21 protein-coding genes and 2 tRNA genes are annotated in these 21,224 nt (G+C 68.1%); 3 read left to right on the forward strand and 20 right to left on the reverse strand.

Annotation, left to right across the window (positions count from 1 at the left end; translation table 11 throughout):
* Window positions 1–775 (reverse strand): hypothetical protein (locus tag ABZZ22_RS06370; protein WP_354928058.1); only part of this gene is annotated, 775 nt, incomplete at its 3' end.
* Window positions 776–855: 80 nt separating this feature from the next.
* Between ABZZ22_RS06370 and valS the strand changes: the two genes are divergently transcribed.
* Window positions 856–3,486, forward strand: coding sequence for a valine--tRNA ligase (gene valS / locus ABZZ22_RS06375; protein ID WP_354928061.1), 2,631 nt, complete (start codon window positions 856–858; stop codon window positions 3,484–3,486).
* A gap of 143 nt (window positions 3,487–3,629) precedes the next feature.
* Here valS and ABZZ22_RS06380 read toward each other — a convergent pair whose 3' ends face one another.
* The 5 genes from ABZZ22_RS06380 to ABZZ22_RS06400 all read right to left on the reverse strand — a co-directional run bounded on the left by ABZZ22_RS06380 (window position 3,630) and on the right by ABZZ22_RS06400 (window position 8,512).
* Window positions 3,630–4,550, reverse strand: coding sequence for a hypothetical protein (locus tag ABZZ22_RS06380; protein WP_354928064.1), 921 nt, complete (start codon window positions 4,548–4,550; stop codon window positions 3,630–3,632).
* Between the two features lie 144 nt (window positions 4,551–4,694).
* Window positions 4,695–5,987 (reverse strand): ATP-dependent Clp protease ATP-binding subunit ClpX, encoded by a 1,293-nt coding sequence (clpX, locus tag ABZZ22_RS06385; protein ID WP_179656817.1) that lies wholly within the window; start codon window positions 5,985–5,987, stop codon window positions 4,695–4,697.
* A 99-nt stretch (window positions 5,988–6,086) separates the two neighbouring features.
* Complete coding sequence (locus tag ABZZ22_RS06390) at window positions 6,087–6,692, reverse strand: ATP-dependent Clp protease proteolytic subunit (protein WP_179656816.1); 606 nt, start codon at window positions 6,690–6,692, stop codon at window positions 6,087–6,089.
* A 4-nt stretch (window positions 6,693–6,696) separates the two neighbouring features.
* The gene (locus ABZZ22_RS06395; RefSeq protein WP_354928349.1) at window positions 6,697–7,305 is read right to left on the reverse strand and encodes an ATP-dependent Clp protease proteolytic subunit; all 609 of its coding nucleotides are present in this window, start codon (window positions 7,303–7,305) and stop codon (window positions 6,697–6,699) included.
* Between the two features lie 196 nt (window positions 7,306–7,501).
* Window positions 7,502–8,512, reverse strand: a complete 1,011-nt coding sequence (locus tag ABZZ22_RS06400; protein ID WP_354928068.1) for a hypothetical protein — start codon at window positions 8,510–8,512, stop codon at window positions 7,502–7,504.
* A gap of 210 nt (window positions 8,513–8,722) precedes the next feature.
* On the opposite strand from ABZZ22_RS06400, the gene ABZZ22_RS06405 reads away from it, so the two are divergent.
* On the forward strand, window positions 8,723–9,502 hold the full coding sequence (locus ABZZ22_RS06405; RefSeq protein ID WP_354928071.1) for a hypothetical protein: 780 nt from the start codon (window positions 8,723–8,725) through the stop codon (window positions 9,500–9,502).
* An 81-nt stretch (window positions 9,503–9,583) separates the two neighbouring features.
* Here ABZZ22_RS06405 and tig read toward each other — a convergent pair whose 3' ends face one another.
* The 7 genes from tig to ABZZ22_RS06440 form a co-directional block, all read right to left on the reverse strand.
* Complete coding sequence (tig, locus tag ABZZ22_RS06410; RefSeq protein ID WP_354928074.1) at window positions 9,584–10,972, reverse strand: trigger factor; 1,389 nt, start codon at window positions 10,970–10,972, stop codon at window positions 9,584–9,586.
* A 69-nt stretch (window positions 10,973–11,041) separates the two neighbouring features.
* Window positions 11,042–11,114: transfer RNA gene (locus ABZZ22_RS06415), tRNA-Pro, on the reverse strand.
* A gap of 35 nt (window positions 11,115–11,149) precedes the next feature.
* Window positions 11,150–11,223, reverse strand: a tRNA-Gly gene (locus ABZZ22_RS06420).
* A gap of 113 nt (window positions 11,224–11,336) precedes the next feature.
* Window positions 11,337–12,416: a PP2C family protein-serine/threonine phosphatase gene (locus tag ABZZ22_RS06425; protein WP_354928077.1), complete on the reverse strand. Its 1,080-nt coding sequence runs from the start codon at window positions 12,414–12,416 to the stop codon at window positions 11,337–11,339.
* Window positions 12,417–12,485: 69 nt separating this feature from the next.
* The gene (locus ABZZ22_RS06430) at window positions 12,486–13,343 is read right to left on the reverse strand and encodes a DNA-formamidopyrimidine glycosylase family protein (RefSeq protein WP_354928080.1); all 858 of its coding nucleotides are present in this window, start codon (window positions 13,341–13,343) and stop codon (window positions 12,486–12,488) included.
* 7 nt (window positions 13,344–13,350) lie between these two features.
* Window positions 13,351–13,869 carry a ribose-5-phosphate isomerase gene (locus ABZZ22_RS06435; RefSeq protein WP_354928083.1) on the reverse strand — a complete coding sequence of 173 codons (519 nt, stop codon included), beginning with the start codon at window positions 13,867–13,869 and terminating at the stop codon, window positions 13,351–13,353.
* Window positions 13,847–14,164, reverse strand: a complete 318-nt coding sequence (locus ABZZ22_RS06440) for a hypothetical protein (protein WP_354928086.1) — start codon at window positions 14,162–14,164, stop codon at window positions 13,847–13,849. The genes ABZZ22_RS06435 and ABZZ22_RS06440 overlap by 23 nt, the downstream gene beginning before the upstream one ends.
* Window positions 14,165–14,440: 276 nt before the next feature.
* Between ABZZ22_RS06440 and ABZZ22_RS06445 the strand changes: the two genes are divergently transcribed.
* Window positions 14,441–15,679 (forward strand): inositol monophosphatase family protein, encoded by a 1,239-nt coding sequence (locus ABZZ22_RS06445; RefSeq protein ID WP_354928089.1) that lies wholly within the window; start codon window positions 14,441–14,443, stop codon window positions 15,677–15,679.
* Between the two features lie 50 nt (window positions 15,680–15,729).
* On the opposite strand, the gene ehuA is transcribed toward ABZZ22_RS06445, so the two are convergent.
* From ehuA to ABZZ22_RS06480, 7 genes are all read right to left on the reverse strand, one after another.
* Complete coding sequence (ehuA, locus tag ABZZ22_RS06450) at window positions 15,730–16,533, reverse strand: ectoine/hydroxyectoine ABC transporter ATP-binding protein EhuA (RefSeq protein ID WP_354928092.1); 804 nt, start codon at window positions 16,531–16,533, stop codon at window positions 15,730–15,732.
* Window positions 16,523–17,203 (reverse strand): amino acid ABC transporter permease, encoded by a 681-nt coding sequence (locus ABZZ22_RS06455; RefSeq protein ID WP_354928095.1) that lies wholly within the window; start codon window positions 17,201–17,203, stop codon window positions 16,523–16,525. The genes ehuA and ABZZ22_RS06455 overlap by 11 nt, the downstream gene beginning before the upstream one ends.
* Window positions 17,203–17,916 (reverse strand): amino acid ABC transporter permease, encoded by a 714-nt coding sequence (locus tag ABZZ22_RS06460; protein WP_354928098.1) that lies wholly within the window; start codon window positions 17,914–17,916, stop codon window positions 17,203–17,205. Before ABZZ22_RS06460 ends, ABZZ22_RS06455 begins: the two co-directional genes overlap by 1 nt.
* 9 nt (window positions 17,917–17,925) lie before the next feature.
* Window positions 17,926–18,822, reverse strand: coding sequence for a transporter substrate-binding domain-containing protein (locus ABZZ22_RS06465; RefSeq protein ID WP_354928101.1), 897 nt, complete (start codon window positions 18,820–18,822; stop codon window positions 17,926–17,928).
* 259 nt (window positions 18,823–19,081) lie between these two features.
* The gene (locus ABZZ22_RS06470) at window positions 19,082–19,654 is read right to left on the reverse strand and encodes a hypothetical protein (RefSeq protein WP_354928104.1); all 573 of its coding nucleotides are present in this window, start codon (window positions 19,652–19,654) and stop codon (window positions 19,082–19,084) included.
* Between the two features lie 18 nt (window positions 19,655–19,672).
* Window positions 19,673–20,317: a class I SAM-dependent methyltransferase gene (locus tag ABZZ22_RS06475; protein WP_354928107.1), complete on the reverse strand. Its 645-nt coding sequence runs from the start codon at window positions 20,315–20,317 to the stop codon at window positions 19,673–19,675.
* A complete protein-coding gene (locus ABZZ22_RS06480; protein ID WP_354928110.1) occupies window positions 20,314–21,207 on the reverse strand; it encodes an alpha/beta hydrolase in 894 nt (297 codons plus the stop codon). Before ABZZ22_RS06480 ends, ABZZ22_RS06475 begins: the two co-directional genes overlap by 4 nt.
* Window positions 21,208–21,224 lie beyond the last annotated feature (17 nt).

The raw sequence follows: 21,224 nt of genomic DNA on the forward strand, positions 1-21,224 counted from the left end.
GGGGTCGAGCGAGAAGTGGTTGCGGATCAACAACACCCAGGAGTGGTACGACCAGTACAGCGACCGCTACCAGGAGGACGTGCTTCGGTTCTTCGTAGACCGGCGCAATCCGGACCACGCCGTGCGCCGGCAGGGTCGCGCCCACGAGCGAGACCACCTCGCCGTCGACCTCCCACAGCAGCAGGAACTCCTCGATCCGGCGCCGCACCTCGTCCTCGCTCACGGCGGCGTGCTCGTGGGCGTAGTCCTCGTTCTCGGACTGTTCGCGGGCCGCACGCCCGAAGTCGCTCAGCCACTTCCGGCACAGCTCGAGATCGTCGTACGCCGCCGGGCGGGCGTGCCCGGGCACGCCCAAGGGCATCACCAGCGAGCCGAGCTCGTGCAGGCGCGACGCCATCGCGACGCTCACCCGTCCGCCGGTGAGCCGGACGGTCTCCTCCGCCACCGTTCGGGCGGCGGGTAGCGCCCCGTTGGCCCCACCGGCGTACTCGCCCCTCTCGTGCAGCGCCCGCGCCAGCTCGAGGGCCGCCGAGTCGGGCATCGGGCAGACGTAGAGCGGATACGGCTCGAAGGCGGCCGTCCGCATCGCCGCCCCCACGACCCGGCCATCCTTTCGGGCGACCGCGAACCAGCGGTACGGCCCCTCCTGCTCGACCCGGGTCGCCTTCTCGGCGTTGGTGGCGAGCACGTTGGCGGTCACCGGCTCCCCGGCGAGGTAGTCCCGCGCGACGTCGAGGAACTCGGCTGGATCGGTGAAGAACTCGATGGTGCCCATGCACCGAAGCATGGCGAGCGCGCAACGCCGGTCTCAACCGGTTTCGCGCCAGCAACCGCACGCCCATAGGATTTGGTCCCATGACTGAAACCACGCCCACGCAGATCGCACCGGAGACGACTACGCCCGCTGAGCAGCGCGTAGTCGCCGTACCGGACAAGCCGGTCCTCGAGGGCCTGGAGGCCAAGTGGGCCGAGCGGTGGAAGAACGACAAGACGTACGCCTTCGACCGGACCCAGCCACGCGAGAACGTCTACTCGATCGACACGCCGCCGCCGACCGTCTCCGGCAGCCTGCACGTCGGCCACGTGTTCTCCTACACCCACCCCGACCTGATCGCCCGCTTCCAGCGGATGAACGGGAAGTCGGTCTTCTACCCGATCGGCTGGGACGACAACGGTCTGCCGACCGAGCGTCGGGTGCAGAACTACTTCGGCGTCCGCTGCGACCCGAGCCTCCCTTACGACCCCGATTTCACCCCGCCCGAGAAGCCGGACCCGAAGCGCCAGATCTCCATCAGCCGCCCCAACTTCGTCGAGCTGTGCAACCAGCTCGTCGTCGAGGACGAGAAGGTCTTCGAGGACCTGTGGCGCACGCTGGGTCTCTCCTTCGACTGGGACCAGCAGTACACGACCATCGGCAAGGTCTCCCAGACCGCCTCGCAGAAGGCGTTCCTGCGCAACCTCGCCCGCGGCGAGGCCTATCTGCAGGAGGCGCCGACCCTGTGGGACGTCACCTTCCAGACCGCTGTCGCCCAGGCCGAGCTCGAGGCCAAGGACTACCCCGGCTTCTTCCACCGGGTCGCCTTCCACCGCGCCGATGGCACCCCGGTCCACATCGAGACCACTCGCCCGGAGCTGATCCCGAGCGTCGTCGCGCTGATCGCGCACCCCGACGACGACCGCTACAAGGACCTGTTCGGCTCGACCGTCACCTCGCCGATCTTCGGCGTGGAGATCCCCGTCCTGCCCCACGAGGCCGCGGAGATGGACAAGGGCGCCGGCATCGCGATGAGCTGCACGTGGGGCGATCTCACCGACGTCCAGTGGTGGCGAGAGCTCAACCTGCCCGCCCGGGCCCTGATCGGCCGCGACGGCCGCTTCTCCCGCGACACCCCGGAGTGGATCACCACCGAGGCCGGCATCGCTGCGTACGAGGACCTGAAGGGCAAGACCGTCCACTCGGCCCGCGAGGCCGTCGTCGCGATGATCCGCGAGTCCGGCGACCTCGAGGGTGAGCCGAAGAAGACCCAGCGGATGGCCAACTTCTACGAGCGTGGCGACAAGCCGCTCGAGATCGTCGCCAGCCGGCAGTGGTACATCACCAACGGCGGCCGCAACCCCGAACTCCGCGAGAAGCTGCTGGCACGCGGTGGCGAGCTGACCTGGCTTCCCGAGCACATGCGCCACCGCTACGACAACTGGGTCGGCGGCCTCGCCGGCGACTGGCTGATCTCCCGGCAGCGCTTCTTCGGCATCCCGTTCCCGGTCTGGTACGCGCTCGACGCCGAGGGCAACCCTGACTACGACAAGCCGCTGCTGCCGAGCGAGGAGCAGCTGCCGATCGACCCGTCCACGGACGTCCCGGCCGGATACGAGGAGGCGCAGCGCGGCAAGCCCGGCGGCTTCCAGGGCGACCCGGACGTGATGGACACCTGGGCGACGTCGTCGCTGACCCCGCAGATCGCCGGCGGCTGGGAGGCCGACCCGGACCTGTTCAGCCGGGTCTACCCGATGGACCTGTGCACCCAGAGCCACGAGATCATCCGCACCTGGCTCTTCGGCCGCATCGTCCGCGCCCACCTCGAGGACGGCACCGTCCCGTGGAGCCACGCGATGATCGCCGGCTGGATCCTCGACCCCGACCGCAAGAAGATGTCGAAGTCGAAGGGCAACGTCGTCGTCCCGACCGAGATCCTCGACAAGTTCGGCGCCGACGCGGTCCGCTGGCGGGCCGCGCTGACCCGTCCGGGGATGGACTCGCCGTTCGACGAGACCCAGATGAAGGTCGGCCGCCGACTGGCGATGAAGATCCTCAACGCCTCCAAGTTCGTCCTCGGAAACGTCGGCGCGAGCACCCTCAACCCGGTCGCGATCACCCAGCCGGTCGACTGCGCGCTGATGGCTCGCCTCAAGGAGACAATCACCAAGTCGACCGACGCCTTCTCCGCCTACGACTACTCCACGGCGCTGGAGACCTCGGAGAAGTTCTTCTGGGAGTTCTGCGACGACTACCTGGAGCTGGTCAAGGAGCGTGCCTACGACGAGGACGGCGGCCTCGCCACCGAGTCCGCGCGCGCCACCCTAGCCACGGCTCTCCACGTCCAGCTCCGCCTGCTGGCCCCCTTCCTGCCGTACGTCACCGAGGAGGTCTGGTCGTGGTGGCAGACCGGTTCGGTCCACACCTCGGCGTGGCCCCGTGAGCTCGAGCTCGGCACCGCCGCCGCCGCGGACCCGGCGACACTCGACGCCGTCGCGGCGACGCTGACCGGGATCCGTGGCGCGAAGTCCACCGCGAAGGTGAAGATGCGTCACCCGCTGGCGAAGGCCGAGGTCACCGGCCCCGCCAAGCTGGTCAAGGACGCCGAGGCCGCCGCGCCTGACCTCAAGCGGGTCGGCAACATCGTCGGCGATCTGTTCTTCACCATCGACGACAACGCCACGGCGATCTCTGTCACCGCTGAGCTGGCGGAGGTTCCCGAGGAGGCCTGAGGCACCGACGGCAGCAGAACGGAGCAGGCCCCGGACCGCGATGCGGTCCGGGGCCTGCCTCGTCCCTCACTCCGGCCAAGCGCCCGGGGGGACTCGCTCGGCCGGTCACTCTGGCGTGGTGCTGGTCGCCATCGGAGTGACCTCTACTGCACCGATTTCTCGGCACAAGTCTTCTCGTCCTTGCTGCCGTCCTTCGGCTCCTCCGACCGCTCCGGCGGCTCCGTCGTCTCAGCCTCGGACGGCTCGGCGGAATCGGTGGTGACCTCAGGGTCGGCTGCGGGCGACGACCCTACCGGGGTCTTCGGCTCAGTGCACGCCTCGCCGCACTCCGGCGTGGCCCGCGGCTCGGGAGCCTCGCTCGCTCCAGGCAGCTTCTTGACGTCCTCGGCGATCGCTTCGGTGAGCTCGCAGACGCCCTCGGCGATCCGCTCGGCCTCGGACTCCGGCCCGTCCTGCTCCGGGGCGGACTCCTTCGACTCTCCGGTCGACTCTTCCGCCTCTCGGGCGTCCTTCGGGTCCTTCATCGGAAGCGACTCGACCGGGACGCCGGCCTCGGCGGCGAGCAGCTGCCGCAGGAACATCGGCATGGCTTCGTCGACCGGCCTGGCGTCCTCCTCGGCCACGAACGGCCACAGCAGCGGCGCCATGATGCCGGGGATCGGCCCCACCGACGGCACCAGCGTAGGCGGCTTCGTCTCGTCTTCATCCTCGCCGGGCTCGGCCGGATCGGCCGGCTGCTCGGGGGACGGCGCGTCCGGCTGCTGCTCGGCAGGCGGCGCTGGCGGCGCCTTCTCCGGTTTCTTCTCCGCCTGCTCATCGGGCTCGGCGGCGTCGCCCCGGGCGTCGTCCCCGTTCTCCTCCGCTGCGGCGCTGGGAATCTTGGACACCCCGGAGACGCCGGGAGAAGGTGCCGGCGGGATCACGGTGAACTCGGCCTGGCCCGAGAGCGTACGCGGCACTCGGTGCAACGAGGAGACGTCCGGGCTGAGGGTCTGGATGATGACGAGCAGGCCGATGAGCACCACGGCGGCATAGGCCATCACCGGGCCCCTCTGGAACCTCACGTGCCCACTTCCCTACCGAGTGACGGAACTGGAAAGGTACAGATGCTCATCAATGCGTATTGTGTCCGACCGTCCGGGCCGATAACGACCCGGACGGCGAAAATGACTCAAACGGGCTAGGGCCGTGACTCCCGAGTCCCGGGTCTAGGCCGACTTCTTCTTGGTTTCCTTCTCACGAGTCACGAGCGTCGGCATCTCGCCGTCGTCGACCACCTCGCGGGTGACGATCACCTTGCCGACGTCGCCACGGGAGGGCACGTCGTACATCACGTAGAGGAGGACCTCCTCGATGATCGCCCGCAAGCCTCGGGCGCCGGTGCCGCGCTCGAGGGCCTTGTCGGCGATGGCGGTGATCGCGTCCTCGGTGAACTCGAGGTCGACGCCGTCGAGGTCGAAGAGCTTCTGGTACTGCTTGACCAGCGCGTTGCGCGGCTCGGTCAGGATCTGCACCAGCGCGGCCTGGTCGAGCTTCTCCACGCTCGCGATCAACGGCAGTCGGCCGATGAACTCCGGGATCAGCCCGAACTTGGTCAGGTCCTCGGGGCGCACGAGCTTGAGGAGGTCCTCGGACTCCTTCTCGGCCTTACCGCGGACCTCGGCGGTGAAGCCGAGGGTCTTCTTGCCCACGCGCTGCTCGATGATGTGCTCCAGACCGGCGAAGGCGCCGCCCACCACGAAGAGGATGTTGGTGGTGTCGATCTGGATGAACTCCTGGTGCGGGTGCTTGCGGCCACCCTGGGGCGGCACCGAGGCGGTTGTGCCCTCGATGATCTTCAGCAGCGCCTGCTGCACGCCTTCGCCGGAGACGTCGCGCGTGATCGAGGGGTTCTCCGCCTTGCGGGCAACCTTGTCGATCTCGTCGATGTAGATGATGCCGGTCTCGGCCTTCTTGACGTCGTAGTCGGCGGCCTGGATCAGCTTGAGGAGGATGTTCTCGACGTCCTCACCGACGTACCCGGCCTCGGTGAGCGCGGTGGCATCCGCGATCGCGAACGGGACGTTGAGCATCCGAGCCAACGTCTGCGCCAGATAGGTCTTGCCGCAGCCGGTCGGGCCGATCACCAAGATGTTGGACTTGGCGACCTCGACCTGCTCCTCCTTGGCGTGCTTGCCGGGGCCCTGCGGGCCTCCGGGCTGCAGCCCGGCCTGAACGCGCTTGTAGTGGTTGTAGACCGCCACCGCGAGCGACTTCTTCGCCTGCTCCTGACCGATGACGTAGGAGTTGAGGAAGTCGAAGATCTCCTTCGGCTTGGGGAGGTCAGCGATCTCCACCTCGGAGCCCTCGTTGAGCTCCTCCTCGATGATCTCGTTGCAGAGATCGATGCACTCGTCGCAGATGTACACGCCGGGACCCGCGATGAGCTTCTTGACCTGTTTCTGGCTCTTCCCGCAGAAGGAGCACTTCAGCAGGTCACCTCCGTCGCCGATGCGTGCCACGAGTGGCCTTCCTTCCCCGACTTGACTGCTAGGTCCGAATAATTACTGACGGTACCCCGCGCCGCCCTTTCGATGTGGGAGCGGCGCGGGGCCCGAGGGTCAAACGAGCGCCGGCGTCTTGAGCGACTCGAGCACCGAGTCGATCAGGCCGTACTCCACTGCCTGAGCGGCGGTGAGGATCTTGTCGCGCTCGATGTCGTGGCTGACCTCGTCCATCGACTTGCCGCTGTGGTCGGCGATCATCTTCTCCAGCAGCTCACGCATCCGGAGGATCTCGTTGGCCTGGATCTCGATGTCGGAGGTCTGGCCGAAGGTGCCCTCGGTGTAGGGCTGGTGGATCAGGATGCGGCTGTTGGGGAGCGCCATCCGCTTGCCGTGCGTGCCTGCACCGAGCAGGATCGCGGCCGCCGAGGCGGCCTGGCCGATGCAGACGGTCTGCACGTCCGGCTTGATGAACTGCATCGTGTCGTAGATCGCGGTGCAGGCGGTGAACGAGCCACCCGGGCTGTTGATGTAGATCGAGATGTCCTGGTCCGGGTTCATCGACTGCAGGCAGAGCAGCTGGGCGATGACCGCGTTCGCGACATCGTCGCTGATCGGGGTGCCCAGGTAGATGATCCGGTCCTCGAAGAGCTTGGCGTAGGGGTCGATCCGGCGGACGCCGTAAGACGTACGCTCCTCCCACTGCGGGATGTAGTAGTTCATGTCGTCAGTCCTTCTTGTGGGCGGGGCGGCCCTCGTCAGAGGCTTCCTTGGCACTCCGGATGACCTGGTCGACCAGGCCGTAGTCGAGCGCCTCGGCAGCGGTGAACCAGCGGTCGCGGTCGGCGTCGACAGTCACCTGCTCGACGCTCTGACCGGTGTGCTCGCTGATCAGGTCGAGCAGCACCTTCTTGATGTGCAGCGACTGCTGGGCCTGGATCTTGATGTCCGAGGCCGATCCACCCATGCCCGACGAGGGCTGGTGCATCATGATCCGGGCGTGGGGCAGCGCGTAGCGCTTGCCCTTCGCGCCGGCGCAGAGCAGGAACTGCCCCATCGAGGCGGCCAGCCCCATGCCGACGGTGGCGACATCGTTGGGGATGTAGTTCATCGTGTCGTAGATGGCCATGCCGGCGTCCACGGAGCCACCGGGAGAGTTGATGTGGAGGAAGATGTCGGCCTCCGGGTCCTCAGCGGAGAGCAGCAGAAGCTGCGCACAGATCGCGTTGGCGTTCTGATCACGGACCTCGGAGCCGAGGAAGACGATGCGCTCCCGCAGCAGTCGGGTGTAGATGTTGTCGTCGAGAAGGCTCAGACCACCGCCGTTGCCGCCCAGGCTCGGGGAGAGCCCTGGGGCACCGGCGTGAGCGTCAGCCGCGCTGGAGTCGATGTTCACAGGATCGACACTAGCCGCCGAAGCCAGTTGTTCCACGGCTGGTGTGCCGTTGTTCGCCGACGGCAGAACTGTGCTGTTGGCGATTTCCTCGCAATCCGCGCAGCGCGCCGAAGTCGGCAGGAGTGCGAGAGCTGCGCTAGGCGAGCCAGCGCAGCAGGGCGTCGTGCACCGACGGGTGGTTCGACAGCGGCGTCTCGGCGGTCGAGAGCGTGAACCGCTCCGCGGTCGGGAACAGGTCACGCACCCGTCGCGACCGCAGCGGCGTCTTGTGTCGCCACCACAGCATCTCCCCGAAGAGTCGCCCGACCCGGTTGGGTCGCGAGGTCGCCTTGTCGGTGACCAGCAGATAGTCCACGTCCGGCCGCGGCGGCAGCATCGCCTCGTCCGGCCCGACCACCGCGATCCCGGCCAGATGCTCGTCGATCTGCTTGCCGACCCCACGCGAGATCGGAGCGGAGGTGACCGCATAGGGGGTCGTGCCGAGCGCGATCAGCTCAGAGACGTACGTCGTCCACGGCCGGGCTCCGGGAGTGGCCACCCCGAGCGCGTTGCGGGCGATCAGACCACCGCCGGCGTACCCGACCAGGACGATGCGCGGCGAACCGGCATCATCGCCGCCCGACTCCGCCGCCAGGGCGTCCACGCACTCCTGGATCCGGCTGCTGAGCGCGACCGCGGCGGACACCGACTTGGTGCCGGCCGACACGTGCAGGTGCAGCGGCAGCCAGCCGAGCAGCTCGGCGAGCCGATCGGCGTACGTCGCACCGGTCGCCTCGGAGCCTTCGTCCCACACCGTCTCGTCCTTGCCCAGCGGCGGGACCAGGACCAGGACCCGCGGGCTCACCCCGGCGTGCTGGTGCGCAGCGGCCCACTCCCGCGCGCTGACCGTTCGGCGGTCGTGGCGCACCGCGACGGCCGGCCCGGACTCGGTGCCGGCGACGCCGCGGACGATCGGGGTCGCGAGCGCGAACGGCGCCACGAAGGGACGGCGCGCGAAGGCGGTGATGCGCCAGGCGAACCTCGCCAGACCGACGAGGCCGGCCACCCGGCCCTGCGCACGATCGAGCTGCTCCTCGACTTCGGGATCCACCGGGGAGTCCTCGACGTTGAGGACCACGGCACGGACGGTCTCGGGGCTGGTGCTCACGCTTGGAAGGGTAGAGCCTGAGGCTGGGCGGAGAGCTCACCTGTGCCGCCTGTCCGGCCCGTATGTGCTTCAGATCACATCACGCCCGCCGCATTCCGTACGTTTGCGTTCACTCACGCGTATGGTGTCTGTGATGCTGTTGTTACGGATGTTGCGTGACGATGGCGGTCTTCACGGGTTACCGTCGGACGGGGAAGGGGGTGTCGGTCAGTGGGTGATGAGCTGGAGTCACACTGCCCGACGTGCGGTGATTCGCAGCTTCCCGGGGCCATCTACTGCATCGGCTGCGGCGCTCCGCTGCTGGCTCCCCCGGAGCCCCGCCGCCCTCTCTTCGTCGACGAGATCGGCGAGGAGTCGTACCTCCAGCGAGACACGCGGGCCTTCTTCTTCGACGACGCTCCCCCGCCGCCTCCGGCAGGACGCAAGGGCCGCACCGCCGCGATCCTGACCGTGATCGCGGTGCTCGTGCTCGTGGCCGGAGCGCTCGGGTTCATCTTCGGCAAGGACGGGATCAGCCCCGCACGACCCGAGGCGAACCCTTCGACCGGCCCTGCCGGGACCGAGCCCGCGAGCGAGCCATCGAGCGAGCCATCGAGCGAGCCAGCCCTGGACCCGAGCGCCCCTCCCGAGAATCAGCTGCTCCGGATCTCCCGCCTCGACACCGAGGCCGCCAGCAAGCTCATCGGCAGCTGGCTCCCGCAGCTCGCGGCGGTCGGCGCCGGCGACGGCGGCGACGCCGACTGGCACGAGGCGCTGAGCCGCTACCAGGAGATCAAGACCGAGCACCCTGACGTGCTGCTCCTCGACACCGGCGAGTGGCCCAGCTCGTACGTGAAGCCGGGGATGTACGCCGTCGTCGTGCCCTATCCCAGCGACACCTCCGGGCCCGCGCTGGAGTGGTGCGTCGAGCAGGGCCTGTCCCGGAGCGACTGCGCGGCCAAGCGCCTGGAGGTCTCAGGCGACCCGACGGACAACTACGACTCCCAGTAGGTCCGCCAGGCTCCATCCATCAGGCGTCACAGACGAAACCGCCCCTGCCCGAATCGGGCAGGGGCGGCGTACGTCTGATGATCAGGCGTCAGCCTTCTCGGCGGCCTCGTCGCTCTCGTCGGCGGCCTCTGCCTCGGGCTCGCCGATGGTGCCGTCAGGACGGAGGTTCTTCAGCTCGACGTGGTTGCCGGACCCGTCGACGACCGTGGCGGCCTCGACCAGCTGGGCGAGCGCCTTGCCGCGCAGGATCTCCTGGACCAGCTCGGGCACGTGGTTGTGCTCGAGCATGTGGTTGACGAACTCCTGCGGGTCCTGACCGGACTGCTGCGCACGGCGCATCATGTGCTCGGTCAGCTCCTGCTGCTCGACCCCGATCTCCTTCTCCTTGGCGATCTGGTCGAGGATCAGCTGGGCGGCGACGGCGTCACGAACGCGGCGCTCGAGGTCGGCCTCGAACTCCTCGATCGTCTGCTCCTCGTCCTCGAGGTACTTCTCGAAGGTGAGGCCGGCGAAGCCGAGCTGCTGCTCGATGCCCTCGCGACGGGCGTTGAGCTCGTCGGCGACGATGGTCTCCGGAAGCGGGATCTCGACCTTCTCGAGGAGCGCCTCGAGGACAGCGTCCCGGGCGGCGGCGGCCTGCTCGAGGCGCTTGCCGTTGCCGAGGCGGGCGCGAACGTCCTCCTCGAGCTCCTTGACCGTGTCGAACTCGCTGGCGAGCTGGGCGAACTCGTCGTCGTACTCCGGGAGCTCCTGCTCCTGCACCTGGTTGACGGTGACGTTGACGTCGACCTCCTGGCCGACCAGCTCACCGCCGACGAGGGTGCTCTTGAAGTCCGCGGACTCGCCGGCCGACAGGCCGGTGAGGGCCTCGTCGAGACCGTCGAGCATGCCGCCCTTGCCAACCTGGTAGCTCATCCCGACGGCCTCGGCGCCGTCGACGTCCTCGCCGTCCTTGGTGGCCTTCAGGTCGATGACCACGAAGTCGCCGTCGGCGGCGGGGCGCTCGATGTCCTTGAGAGTGCCGAAGCGCTCGCGCATCGCCTGGATCTGCTCCTCGACGTCAGCGTCGGTGAGCTCGATGTCCTCGACCTTCGCCTCGATGCCCTCGTAGTCGGGCAGCGTGATCTCGGGCTTGATGTCGACCTCGGCGGTGAACTCCAGAGTCTCGTTGTCCTCGAGCTTGGTGACCTCGATCTCGGGCTGCGCGAGCGGCTCGAGCGAGTTCTCCTGGAGGGCTTCGAAGTACATCTGCGGGAGGACGTTGTTGACCGCCTCGGAGAGCACCGCACCGCGGCCGACCTGCTTGTCGATCACCTGGGGCGGGACCTTGCCACGGCGGAAGCCGGGGACGTTGATCTGCTTGGCGATCTGCTTGTACGCCGCGTCGAGGCTCGGCTTGAGCTCCTCGAAGGGCACCTCGACGGTCAGCTTGGCCCGGGTCGGGCTCAACGTCTCGACGGCGCTCTTCACAGGGTGTCTCCTGTCGTTTGTTTCTGAGAATGATGTCGCGTGCAGGGCTATGAAATTTCGCGGGAGATGTCGGGGCGACAGGACTCGAACCTGCGGTCTCCTGCTCCCAAAGCAGGCGCGCTAGCCACTACGCTACGCCCCGTCAAGAGCCCCTCCCCAATCAGCGGGAATGGCACTTGGAGCGGATGACGGGAATCGAACCCGCGTAATCAGTTTGGAAGACTGAGGCTCTACCATTGAGCTACATCCGCGTACGCGAGAGCCGACGCCCTCGTGCAACCTGCGAAATCCTGCCATAGATCTGGCTCACACCTGTAACCGGCTCCCCTACTGACCGGTTGGCCAGGTCGTTTCGGTGCGGATCTCAGCGCCGTCTGCCGACCGCGACGAGCGCGCGATCGTCGGCACTCGCGCTCATCCCCTCGAGCAGGCGCCGGGCTCCGCCACCCCGTCCGGTGACGGCGAGATGATCGGCGGTGGCGACCAGGTTGCTGATGCCGTCCTCGAGGTCGACGCCCCGCGCCTCCACGACTCCGTCGGTGTAGAGCATCACCATGTCCCCCACGCCCAGCGTGCCTGCGCAGGCATCGAAGTCGACGTCGTCCATGAGCCCCAGCACCGGGCCCACGCTGTCGGCCTCTTCCCAGCGGCTGGTGGACGCGCGGCGTACGAGCGCAGGCGGGTGGCCGGCCGTGCGGATCTCGTAGGCGCCGTCGCTGAGGTCGATGGAGAGGTAGACCGCGGTCGCGAAGCCCTCCTGCCAGTCCTGGCGGAGCAGGTAGCGGTTGGCGGCGGGCAGGAAGTCGCCCGGCGGCACAGCCCCGAGGAGGCCGCCGAACGCTCCGGACAGCTGGAGCGCCCTGGTGCCCGCTCGCTCCCCCTTGCCGGAGACGTCCACGACGACGACCTCCAGCCGGTCCTCCACCCGAGCGGCCACCACGAAGTCGCCCGCGAACCGGGTGCCGCCCGCCGGCAGGACCGCTGAGTCGGCGAGCCACCCCGGCGGCATCGGCGGGATCGCACCCTGGTCGAGCCGGTGGGTCAGGTCGAGCAGCATGAGCTCGTCGCTCAGGCCGCCGACCCCGAGGTAGGTGCGGCGCATCGCGACGGACAGCACGATCGCGCCGAGCAGGAAGTGCACCCCGATGGCGGCGGCGTCGCGGTCGGAGAGCGTGACGCGGCTGGCACTCACCACGATCATCACCATCACGAAGACGACGAACCAGCTGAGCGTACGCGGGCCGAGCAGCACTGCACCGAGCAGCAACGGCACCGTGAGGACCGCGACCGGGACCACCTGCAGCCAGCCGACCTGAGCCGCCGAGAGCACCGTCAGCAGGATGGTGAGCAACCCGAGCCACAGCACCGCTCGCAGCTCCGGGTCGCGGAACCTGCGGCGGATGGCGTTGCTCCGCAAACGGCCTGCGAAGGCATGGCTCGACATAGCCTCACTCTAGGTCTCGAGGTGGGCGCTGCGTGGTCGTTCTCGCAGGCCGGAGCGTAGTGCGGGCTCCTACCTCGCGTTCGTGCGGGGCCGGTAGGTGCGCTGGCACTTCGGACACCAGAAGAGGTTGCGCTGCTGCAGCTCGACGGTGCGTACGTTCGTGCCGCACACCAGGCAGGGCTGGCCGCTGCGGCGGTAGACGTAGACCTCGCCGCCGTGGTCGTCCTTGCGCGGCGGGCGGCCCATCGCCTCCGGCGTGTGCTCCTCGCGGACGGTGTCGATGCGGTTCGCCTGGACGCCGAGCTTCATCAGCTCGACCAGGTCGTCCCAGATGGCGTCCCACTGCTTCCTGCGCAGGGTGTTTCCCGGTCGCATCGGGTCGATCCGGTGCCGGAAGAGCACCTCGGCCCGGTAGACGTTGCCCACTCCGGCCAGGACGGACTGGTCCATCAGCAGCGCGCCGATGCTCGAGCGACTCCGGCTGATCCGCAGCCACGCCCGGCCAGGGTCGGCGTCGTCGCGCAACGGGTCCGGCCCGAGTTTCGCGACCACGGCGTCACGCTGGGCCGCGGTGACCAGGTTGCAGGTGTTGGCGCCACGCAGGTCTGCGTACGTCCCGCTTCCGGTGGTCGACCCTGCCGGGACCAGGCGGAGCCTGACCTGGCCGACGGGAAGAGGGGGCTCGGCGGTGTAGGGCAACAGGTCGAGCTTGCCGTAGAGGCCGAGGTGGATGTGGATGTACTGCTCCCCCGGGAACTCGACGAACAGCTGCTTGCCCCAGGCCTCGGCCCCGACGAGGACCTGGCCGTCCAGGAGGGCCGCGGAGTCTGCGAACCTGCCCTGCGGGCTGCTGACCCGGACCTGCTCGCCGGCGAAGGCATCGCTCAGGTCGAGAGCGAGGCGGTGGAGGGTGTGCCCCTCGGGCATCCCCGGATCAGTCCTGGTCCTCGGCCGGCCCCAGGCCCTTGGCCGAGTCGGGAAGCGCCGGCCGCACGCCGTCGGCGTCGTAGGCGTGGAGCTGGTCGATGCGGCGTACGTGCCGCTCCTCGTCGCTGAACGGCTCGGCCAGGAAGATCTCGACGAACTTCGTCATGTCCTCGAGACTGTGCATCCGGCCACCGACCGCGACGACCTGAGCATTGTTGTGGTCGCGAGCGAGCTTGGCGGTCTCCTCGCTCCAGGCGAGCGCACACCGGATGCCGGTCACCTTGTTGGCCGCCATCTGCTCACCGTTGCCCGACCCCCCGATCACGACCCCGAGGCTGTCGAGCCCCTGCTCCCGGTCACGAGCCACACCCTCAGCCGCCCGGATACAGAAGACCGGATAGTCGTCGAGTGCGTCATAGACGAACGGGCCATGGTCGACAGGCTCATAGCCGAGCTCCGTCAGACGGTTGATCAGATGGGACTTCAGTTCGAGACCGGCGTGGTCACAGCCGATGTGGACGCGCATGGCGCCCATCCTCTCTTACGGTCGGCTCAACTTCGGATTTGGTGGCTGGTGTTTCGCAGGGGCTGGTGGCCGCCGACCCGTTATGGATGGTGTTCACGCCGGTTCCCGGTGAGAATTCTGGCCGGTTACCGTCGGCATCGATCTTGTCCAGCGCTTTGGTGATCACTCCGGCCTTCGCCTCGGACACCTCGCCGCTCGCAAGGCCGGCGGCCACCAGTTCATACCGGGACACTGCGTTGGCGAGCTTGATCTGAGAGCGAGCGGCACCTTTGTCGACCAGCAGCTCGGCCCGCATCCACGCGGAAGCGTCCCTGTCGCCGCTCTCGGCCCGCGAGCGGGACGTTCCGGCAGGGAGGTCTCGACAAGCTCGACCACCGGGGGCTGGTCGTTCCGGCAGGGAGCTGTGTTGGTCTCGACACGCCTCCGCCTAGCGGCTCCGGCGGCTCGACCAGCGGGGCGGGTCTCGACAAGGTCGACCAACGGGGATGGGGTCTCGACAGGCTCGACCACCAGAAGCGAACCGTGTAGCCAAACGCCCTCCCAGACCGACCCCAGCCGATAGATTCCCCGCGTGGACCGATGGAAGACCATGGACGAGATCTTGGCAGCAAGAGCAACGTTCGAGAGTGCGATCAAGGGCTGGGCACCCCCAGCGGCGCACGGCGTAGGCCTCGTACCGTCGACCGCATCCACGCCGGCAGCGGAGCATTTCCCGCTGGTGAACGCCTACGGCCACCGCCTCCCGGCGGTCGTGATGGCGACAGTCCTCGGCCACACGGGTGGCACGGCGGCGTACCGGCTGACCAGGCAGGACCTCGAGCGGGCGATCGAGCTGCTCTCCCCGGCAGAGGCGTACGTCGGGTATGACCATCCCAACCTGTGGAGATGGCGCGACGAGCTCCTGCCCGCACTGACAGCAGATCCCGGGGCCGAGGTGGTCGCGGTCTTCGTCGGCGACGAGCCCGAGCACCCCTCGGACCCGGTGATCGATGCCTTCAGAGCAGCGTTCCCGGACTCGGCCGTCGCGATCGCGGCGGCGACGGCGGGGGCGGCGGTCGTTCGGGAGATGTACGGCACCGACCTGAGCCATTTCGACAAGTCTCCGACAGACTTCGCCACCGAGGCCGACCTCGCCTCGGAGAAGGCGATCCGGGAGACGATCGCGACCTACCGCCCCGACGACGCATTCGAGGGCGAGGAGACCGGCAGGGCCGGCAGCAGCGAGCGACGGTGGCTGGTCGACCCGCTCTGCGGCACCCTCAACTACGCCGCCCAGACCCCGCTCGCCGCGGTGAACGTCGCGCTGGTGACCCCCGACGGAGTCAAGACAGCGGTCTCGGCGGACCCGATCAGCGAGGAGATCTTCTGGACCGACGGGGTCTCGACAGGCTCGACCACCGGGGCGTGGGTCCGCAAGAGCGGCGGTGACACCGCCCTCTCCCCGACCCCGCGCACCCGCCTCGTCGACATCCAGTCCGACGGGCCGCTCGACCGGCTGTTCGTCGGTGGGCAGCTGGTCGCAGACCCGCGCCTACGCGCCGAGTTCGGTCCGCGGGTGATGTCCTCCACTCTCGCAGTCGCCTGGGTCGCGGCAGGCCGGCGGGCGGCGTACGTCACCGACGGCCATCTCGAGGGCAGCGTCCACTTCACCGCCGGCATCGCGCTGTGCCAGGCCGCCGGCTGCGTCGTCACCGATCTCAGCGGTGGCCCGATCCACACCGGCCGCGGGATGATCGCCGCGGCCGACGCCGCCACCCACCGCAAGCTCCTCGACCTGGTCCGCCCCCACCTGGACGCCACGTCGAGCTGAGTCGAGCTGAGTCGAGCTGAGTCGAGCTGAGTCGAGCTGAGTCGAGCCTGTCAGAGGACCGCTTGCAGGAACTGCTTGGTCCGCTCATGCGTCGGGTTGTTGAACATGACCTCAGGCTTGGCCTCTTCGATGACACGACCTTCGTCGAACATCAGGACCCGGTGAGAGACGTCCTGGGCGAACTGCATCTCGTGGGTCACCAGCAGCATCGTGATGTCGGTCTCCCTGGCCACCTGGCGCAAGACCTCGAGCACGTCGCCGACCAGCTCCGGGTCGAGCGCGGAGGTGACCTCGTCGAGCAGCAGGATCTCCGGTTCCATCGCAAGTGCGCGCGCGATCGCGACGCGCTGCTGCTGGCCACCCGAGAGACTGCTCGGGTGAGCATCGACCTTGTCCCGGAGACCGACCTGGTCGAGCAGATCGACCGCCTTGGCCCGGGCCTCCTCCTTGGACTGGCCCAGCACGTGCACCGGTGCCTCGATGATGTTTTCGCACACCGTCATGTTGGGGAACAGGTTGAACTGCTGGAAGACCATCCCGATCCGCTTGCGGATCCGGGTGACCTCTTTGCTCGGCAGCTTCACCCGGCGGTTGCCCCGCTTGGCGTAGGTCAGCGGGTCACCGTCGACGTAGATGTAACCGCCGCTCAGCTCCTCCAGCGTCATCAGCAGCCGAAGGATGGTGGTCTTCCCGGACCCGCTCGGGCCGATCAAGGTGACGCGTTCCCCGCGTTCCACGGTGAAGTTCAGCCCGTCCAAGACGGTGTTCTTGCCGAACCTCTTCGCCACGTCCTCCATCACGATCCGTGGCTGGTCCCCGGTGGACGCCCCCGGGCTGGTGGGGTCAGTAGACAAGCTTCTTCTCCAACTTTCGCATCAGGACGGCCGTGGGGTAGCTGGCCGCGAGGAAGATCAGGCCGGCGACGGTGAACACCTCGGTGTATTGATAGGAGGCCCCGCCCAGCTGCTTGGCCTTGGCGACCATCTCGGGGACCAGGATGACGAGCAGGAACGGGGTGTCCTTGAACATCGCGATCGCCCAGTTGCCCAGCGACGGCAGCGTGGCCCGCAGAGCCTGCGGGATGATCACCGCTCGCCAGACCCGAATCCGCGGCAACGAGAGCGCTGTGGCCGCCTCCCACTGCCCACGACCGATCGATTCGATCCCGGCGCGGTACGACTCCGCCATGTAGGTGGAGTAGTGGACGGAGAAGACCGCGACCCCGAGGATCATCCCGATGGTCTCGACGTCGGTCTCGGGAAACCTTCGATAGCCGTCGAACGAGATGAAGATCGCCACCGCGAACAGCAGCTGCAGCGGCAACGGCGTCATTCGGATCACGTCGAGCACCCAGGTGAGCACCATCCGGGTCGGCGTCGGCAGCTCTCGCTGACCGACCGCCCAGAGCAGACCCAGCAGGGCCGCGACGACTGAGCCGGCGACCGTGACCACGAGGGTCACCTGGAGGAACGCCATGAGCAACGGCCCCACGGTCTCCAGCGCGAACTCGAGATCGAACTCCATCAGGCCACCGCCTCTGCTGTCGCGCGGGTCGTCCTGGTCTTGCTCGGGGCGAGCCCGAGGCGTCGCTGCGCGCGACGTTCGAGCAGCCGCAGGCCGCTGGAGCAGCCGAGCGCGACCAGGTAGTAGAGCAGGAAGCCGACGCCGTAGGCGATCCAGAGACCTACCTCGGGATCCTTACGCATCACCTCTACCCAGTAGGTGAGGTCGTGCAGACCGATCAACAACGCCACGGCGGTGCCCTTGACCAGCATCACCATCAGGTTGTTGAGACCGGGCAGCATCAGCCCCCAGGCCTGCGGCCAGATCACCCGTCGCACCGCCATCGGCCACGACATCGAAAGTGCGGTGGTGGACTCCCACTGCACCTTGGACACGGCGTTGAGCGAGCCGCGAACCACCTCGGAGCCGTAGGCGCCGTAGTTGAGGCCCAGACCGATGATGCCGCACCACATTCCGGGAAGGTCGATCCCGAAGAGCGGGAAGACATAGAAGAGGAAGAACAGCTGGACCACCAGCGAGGTGCCGCGGAAGAACTCCACGACGACTCGCGACCCCACTCTCAGCACAGCGAAGGGGCTGATCGCACACAGTCCCAGGAACACGGCTACGACGAGCGCGACGACCGCCCCTCCCCCGGAGAGGGCCAGGGTCACCTGGACACCTTCCCAGAGGTAGGGGCTGTAGTCGGTTACTGCTTGGAAGAAGTCAGACAAGGCGTTCGGTCAGCTCGCCGACTCGTACTCGTCCACCGTCGGCAGCTCTCCCTTGCAGAGCATGTCGGTGGTGATGTTCTCCGGCGGACGCTCGGCGTCGGTGAAGCCGAACTCGCCGAGCACGCCCTCGTACGCCTCGGTCGAACCAGTGATCTTCTCGAGCTCCTTGTTGTAGTCCTCGCGCAGCTTGGAGTCCTTGTCGCGGAAGACGGTGGCACCGGCACCGACCTGGACCACGTCGTCGACGACCGCCTCGAAGGAGTCAGTCGCCTCCAGCCCGGCGTCCGGGTTCTCCTCGACCCACGTACGGACCGAGATCCCGGTCAGCGCGAAGGCGTCGGCCTGGCCGTTCTGGACCGCGGCGTAGCCGTCCTCGGCGGAGTTCACCGTGGTCACGCCGTCGATGCCGAGCTTCTCGGCGTAGCCCTGCTCGATGGCACCGTTGATGACGGCGAGCCGGACGTCGGAGTCGGCGACGTCCTGCATGCTCTCCAGGCCCTCGGGGTTGCCCTTCGGAACAGCGAAAGCCGTGGTGTACATGATCTCGGGATTGCCGAAGGACGCCTGCTCGCAGCGTTCCGGCAGGATCGACATCCCGGCGCTGACCACGTCGTAGCGGCCGGCGTTGAGCCCCGGGATCAGACCGTCCCACTCGACGACCTCGGCCTCGACGTTCTCGTAGCCGAGGTTGGTGAAGATCTCCTTGTGGAGCGCAACGGTGGCGCCGGTCGGCTCGCCATCCTCCATGTAGGAGTACGGCTTCTCGCCGGCGATGGCGATCGTGATGGTTTTGCCGCCCTCTCCTCCGCTGGCACCGTCATCGTCGCCGCCGCAGCCGGAGAGGAGCAGGGTCCCGGCTGCCAGCGTGGCAAAGAGTGCGCGTGAGCCTCTTGTGCGCAGTCGCATGGTGTTGAAACCTTTCGATCGGGCGTCTCGACGCGCCGACGTAGTCCGCGCATCGAGCTAAGACCTCGTGACCGTATGACGTCCTCGCCGACATCTCAACGTCCGCCGATCGCCATTCGGTGCGCCCTGGAGCCGGTTGCTCCCCTCCGGTATTCCCGGGTTGACCTGCACAGACCAGGTCCCGACCGATGCCGTTCGGACGGCCGGCGTCACGCCCAGGATCGACACATGTTCGTTACCTTGTCGCGGCGGAACGGACTCAGCGCTGCATCAACGCGTCCATGGCGACCGCGACGGCGGCAGCGACACGGAAGTCGACGCGAGGGTCGTGGACGGTGACGGTGTACTTGTCGCGGAAGGCGAAGCGGCGCTCGATCGAGATCAGCGACTGGCCGTCGGAGGCCACGTAGTCGAAGTGGATCGGGAGGAAGTCGAGCTCGGTGAAACGGCGCAGGATGGCGACCAGCTGATTACGCTCCTGCCCGGTGCCGGCGTACCCCGGACCCTCGATGTGAAAGGTCGAGCGGAGCAGGCTCTTGCCGAAGTCCTTGCGGAAGAAGCCCAGCGCCGCGCCGCTCGGGTCGGTGATGTCGTAGCCGGCGTTGAGGTCCATCACCGCGCGCGCCTTGAAGGCGAAGACGGCCTGCGACTTCGACTCGTCGGCGTAGAAGGTCACCTGCTCCTTGAACGCCAGCCGCTTCTGCTGTGCGAAGGCGAGCACCTGCCCCTCCGAGCCGTCGGCGTTGGCGGCCTGGGCCACGTATTTGTTGGTGAAGGGCGTGACCTTCTGGCGAAGGAAGAAGCGAGGTACGTGGTAGGGCTGCTGCGTCATGCGCGCAACCTATCGTCGTCAGCGCCGGCGCGCGACGAGATAGGCCTGCGGCGTGCGCTCCCAGTCCTCCGCGGAGCGGACCACGGTCGCGGTGACCTCGAACCCCGCGTCCTCGAGCAGCGCGCTGGTCGCCTCGACGGGGAGCCGGTAGCCGTCGAAGGTGACGTCGTGGCCATAGGCGCCGATGTGGCGGACGTGCTCGTCGCCGACCTGGAACGCGGTCACGAACCGGCCCCCGCGCCGGGTCACGCGGGCGAGCTCGGCGATGACCGCGGGCCGGCGCGTGGGCGGGGTGTGGATGAGCGAGTACCAGGCGAGTACGCCGGCGAGCTCCCCGTCGCGCAGCGGAAGGTGCTCCATGTCGCCGACCTCGAACCTCAGGTCAGGATGGCGTTCCGTGGCCTGCGCGATCATGCCCGTCGAAAGGTCGACCCCGAAGACGTCGAGCCCCCGCTCGGCCAGATATGCGGTCACCCGCCCCGGCCCGCAGCCGATGTCGCCGACGAGCCCGCCGCCGTCGTTGCGTACGTAGGTGGCGAAGGTGTCGAGAATCCCTGCGTCGAATGAGGTCTCGGTGACCGTCGGGTCGACGATCTCGGCATACGCCTTGGAGACCGTGTCGTAGGCGGCCCGGGTCTCGGTGACGTCGTAGGGCTCCGTCATCGGCGCCCGTTGAAACCGTGCTGGTTCAAGAAGGCGGCGGTCATCGCCATCACGGACTCGGCGGCGGGGAACGTCTTCCCGTGGCGCCAGAAGCCGTGGATCTGTCCGACGGCACGGAACGCGACCACCTCGACCCCGAGATCCGCCAGCCGGAGCGCGAAGTCCTCGTTCTCGTCGGTCAGGATGTCGCCCTCGGCACTGACGATCAGCGTCGGCGGCAGGTTGCGAAGCTCCTCGTCGGCGGCTAGATAGGGGCCCAGGTCGGGATTGCGCAGATCTGCTTCGCTCGCGGCGTACTGCTTCCAGTACCAGGCGGCCTCCTCGCTCCAGCCGCCCTCCACCGCATAGCCCGGCGTGCTCATCGACGGGTCGAGGAAGGGGTAGACCAGCACCGTCGCGGCGAACGTGCCGGGGTTGCGCAACGCGGCGACGAGGGCGAGGTTGCCGCCGGCGCTGTCACCGTGGACATAGGCCGGCAGCGCGCTCAGCGACGGATCGTTGCCCAACCACTTGATGACCGTGTCGACGTCGTCGGGCGCCGCCGGATAGGGGTGCTCCGGGGGCCTGCGGTAGTCGACCGACAGCACCCGCAGCCCGCTACGGTTGGCCAGCCGCCGGCACGCGGTGTCGTGGACCTCGACGTCGTTGAAGACGAAGCCGCCACCGTGGAGGTGGACGATCAGCCCCTCGCGTACGTCCTCCGGGGTGTAGAGCCGGCACGGAACGCCGTCGGCGTCGATGCCGGCGACCTCCGCGACCTCCTCCCTCGCCTCGGCCGCGGCCAGCGCGCGGGCCTGGTCGCGCTGGTGGGCGATGTCGACCGCCCACACGGGCGGCGAGGCCTCCTCGGCGGCGATGGCACGGCGGGCGGCGGGGAAGAGTCGAACCATGTCAGAAGATTCCCACA

This window comes from Nocardioides sp. NPDC006273 (assembly GCF_040613495.1).
Lineage (GTDB): Bacteria > Actinomycetota > Actinomycetes > Propionibacteriales > Nocardioidaceae > Nocardioides.

Excerpts from the sequence above, each read along its gene's own strand:
- valS (WP_354928061.1), top strand. The coding sequence starts at position 856 with ATGACTGAAACCACGCCCACGCAGATCGCACCGGAGACGACTACGCCC.
- ABZZ22_RS06390 (WP_179656816.1), bottom strand. The coding sequence starts at position 6,692 with ATGAACTACTACATCCCGCAGTGGGAGGAGCGTACGTCTTACGGCGTC.
- ABZZ22_RS06425 (WP_354928077.1), bottom strand. The coding sequence starts at position 12,416 with ATGTCGAGCCATGCCTTCGCAGGCCGTTTGCGGAGCAACGCCATCCGC.
- ABZZ22_RS06430 (WP_354928080.1), bottom strand. The coding sequence starts at position 13,343 with ATGCCCGAGGGGCACACCCTCCACCGCCTCGCTCTCGACCTGAGCGAT.
- ABZZ22_RS06435 (WP_354928083.1), bottom strand. The coding sequence starts at position 13,869 with ATGCGCGTCCACATCGGCTGTGACCACGCCGGTCTCGAACTGAAGTCC.
- ABZZ22_RS06440 (WP_354928086.1), bottom strand. The coding sequence starts at position 14,164 with ATGCGGGCCGAGCTGCTGGTCGACAAAGGTGCCGCTCGCTCTCAGATC.
- ABZZ22_RS06455 (WP_354928095.1), bottom strand. The coding sequence starts at position 17,203 with ATGGAGTTCGATCTCGAGTTCGCGCTGGAGACCGTGGGGCCGTTGCTC.
- ABZZ22_RS06465 (WP_354928101.1), bottom strand. The coding sequence starts at position 18,822 with ATGCGACTGCGCACAAGAGGCTCACGCGCACTCTTTGCCACGCTGGCA.
- ABZZ22_RS06470 (WP_354928104.1), bottom strand. The coding sequence starts at position 19,654 with ATGACGCAGCAGCCCTACCACGTACCTCGCTTCTTCCTTCGCCAGAAG.
- ABZZ22_RS06475 (WP_354928107.1), bottom strand. The coding sequence starts at position 20,317 with ATGACGGAGCCCTACGACGTCACCGAGACCCGGGCCGCCTACGACACG.
- ABZZ22_RS06480 (WP_354928110.1), bottom strand. The coding sequence starts at position 21,207 with ATGGTTCGACTCTTCCCCGCCGCCCGCCGTGCCATCGCCGCCGAGGAG.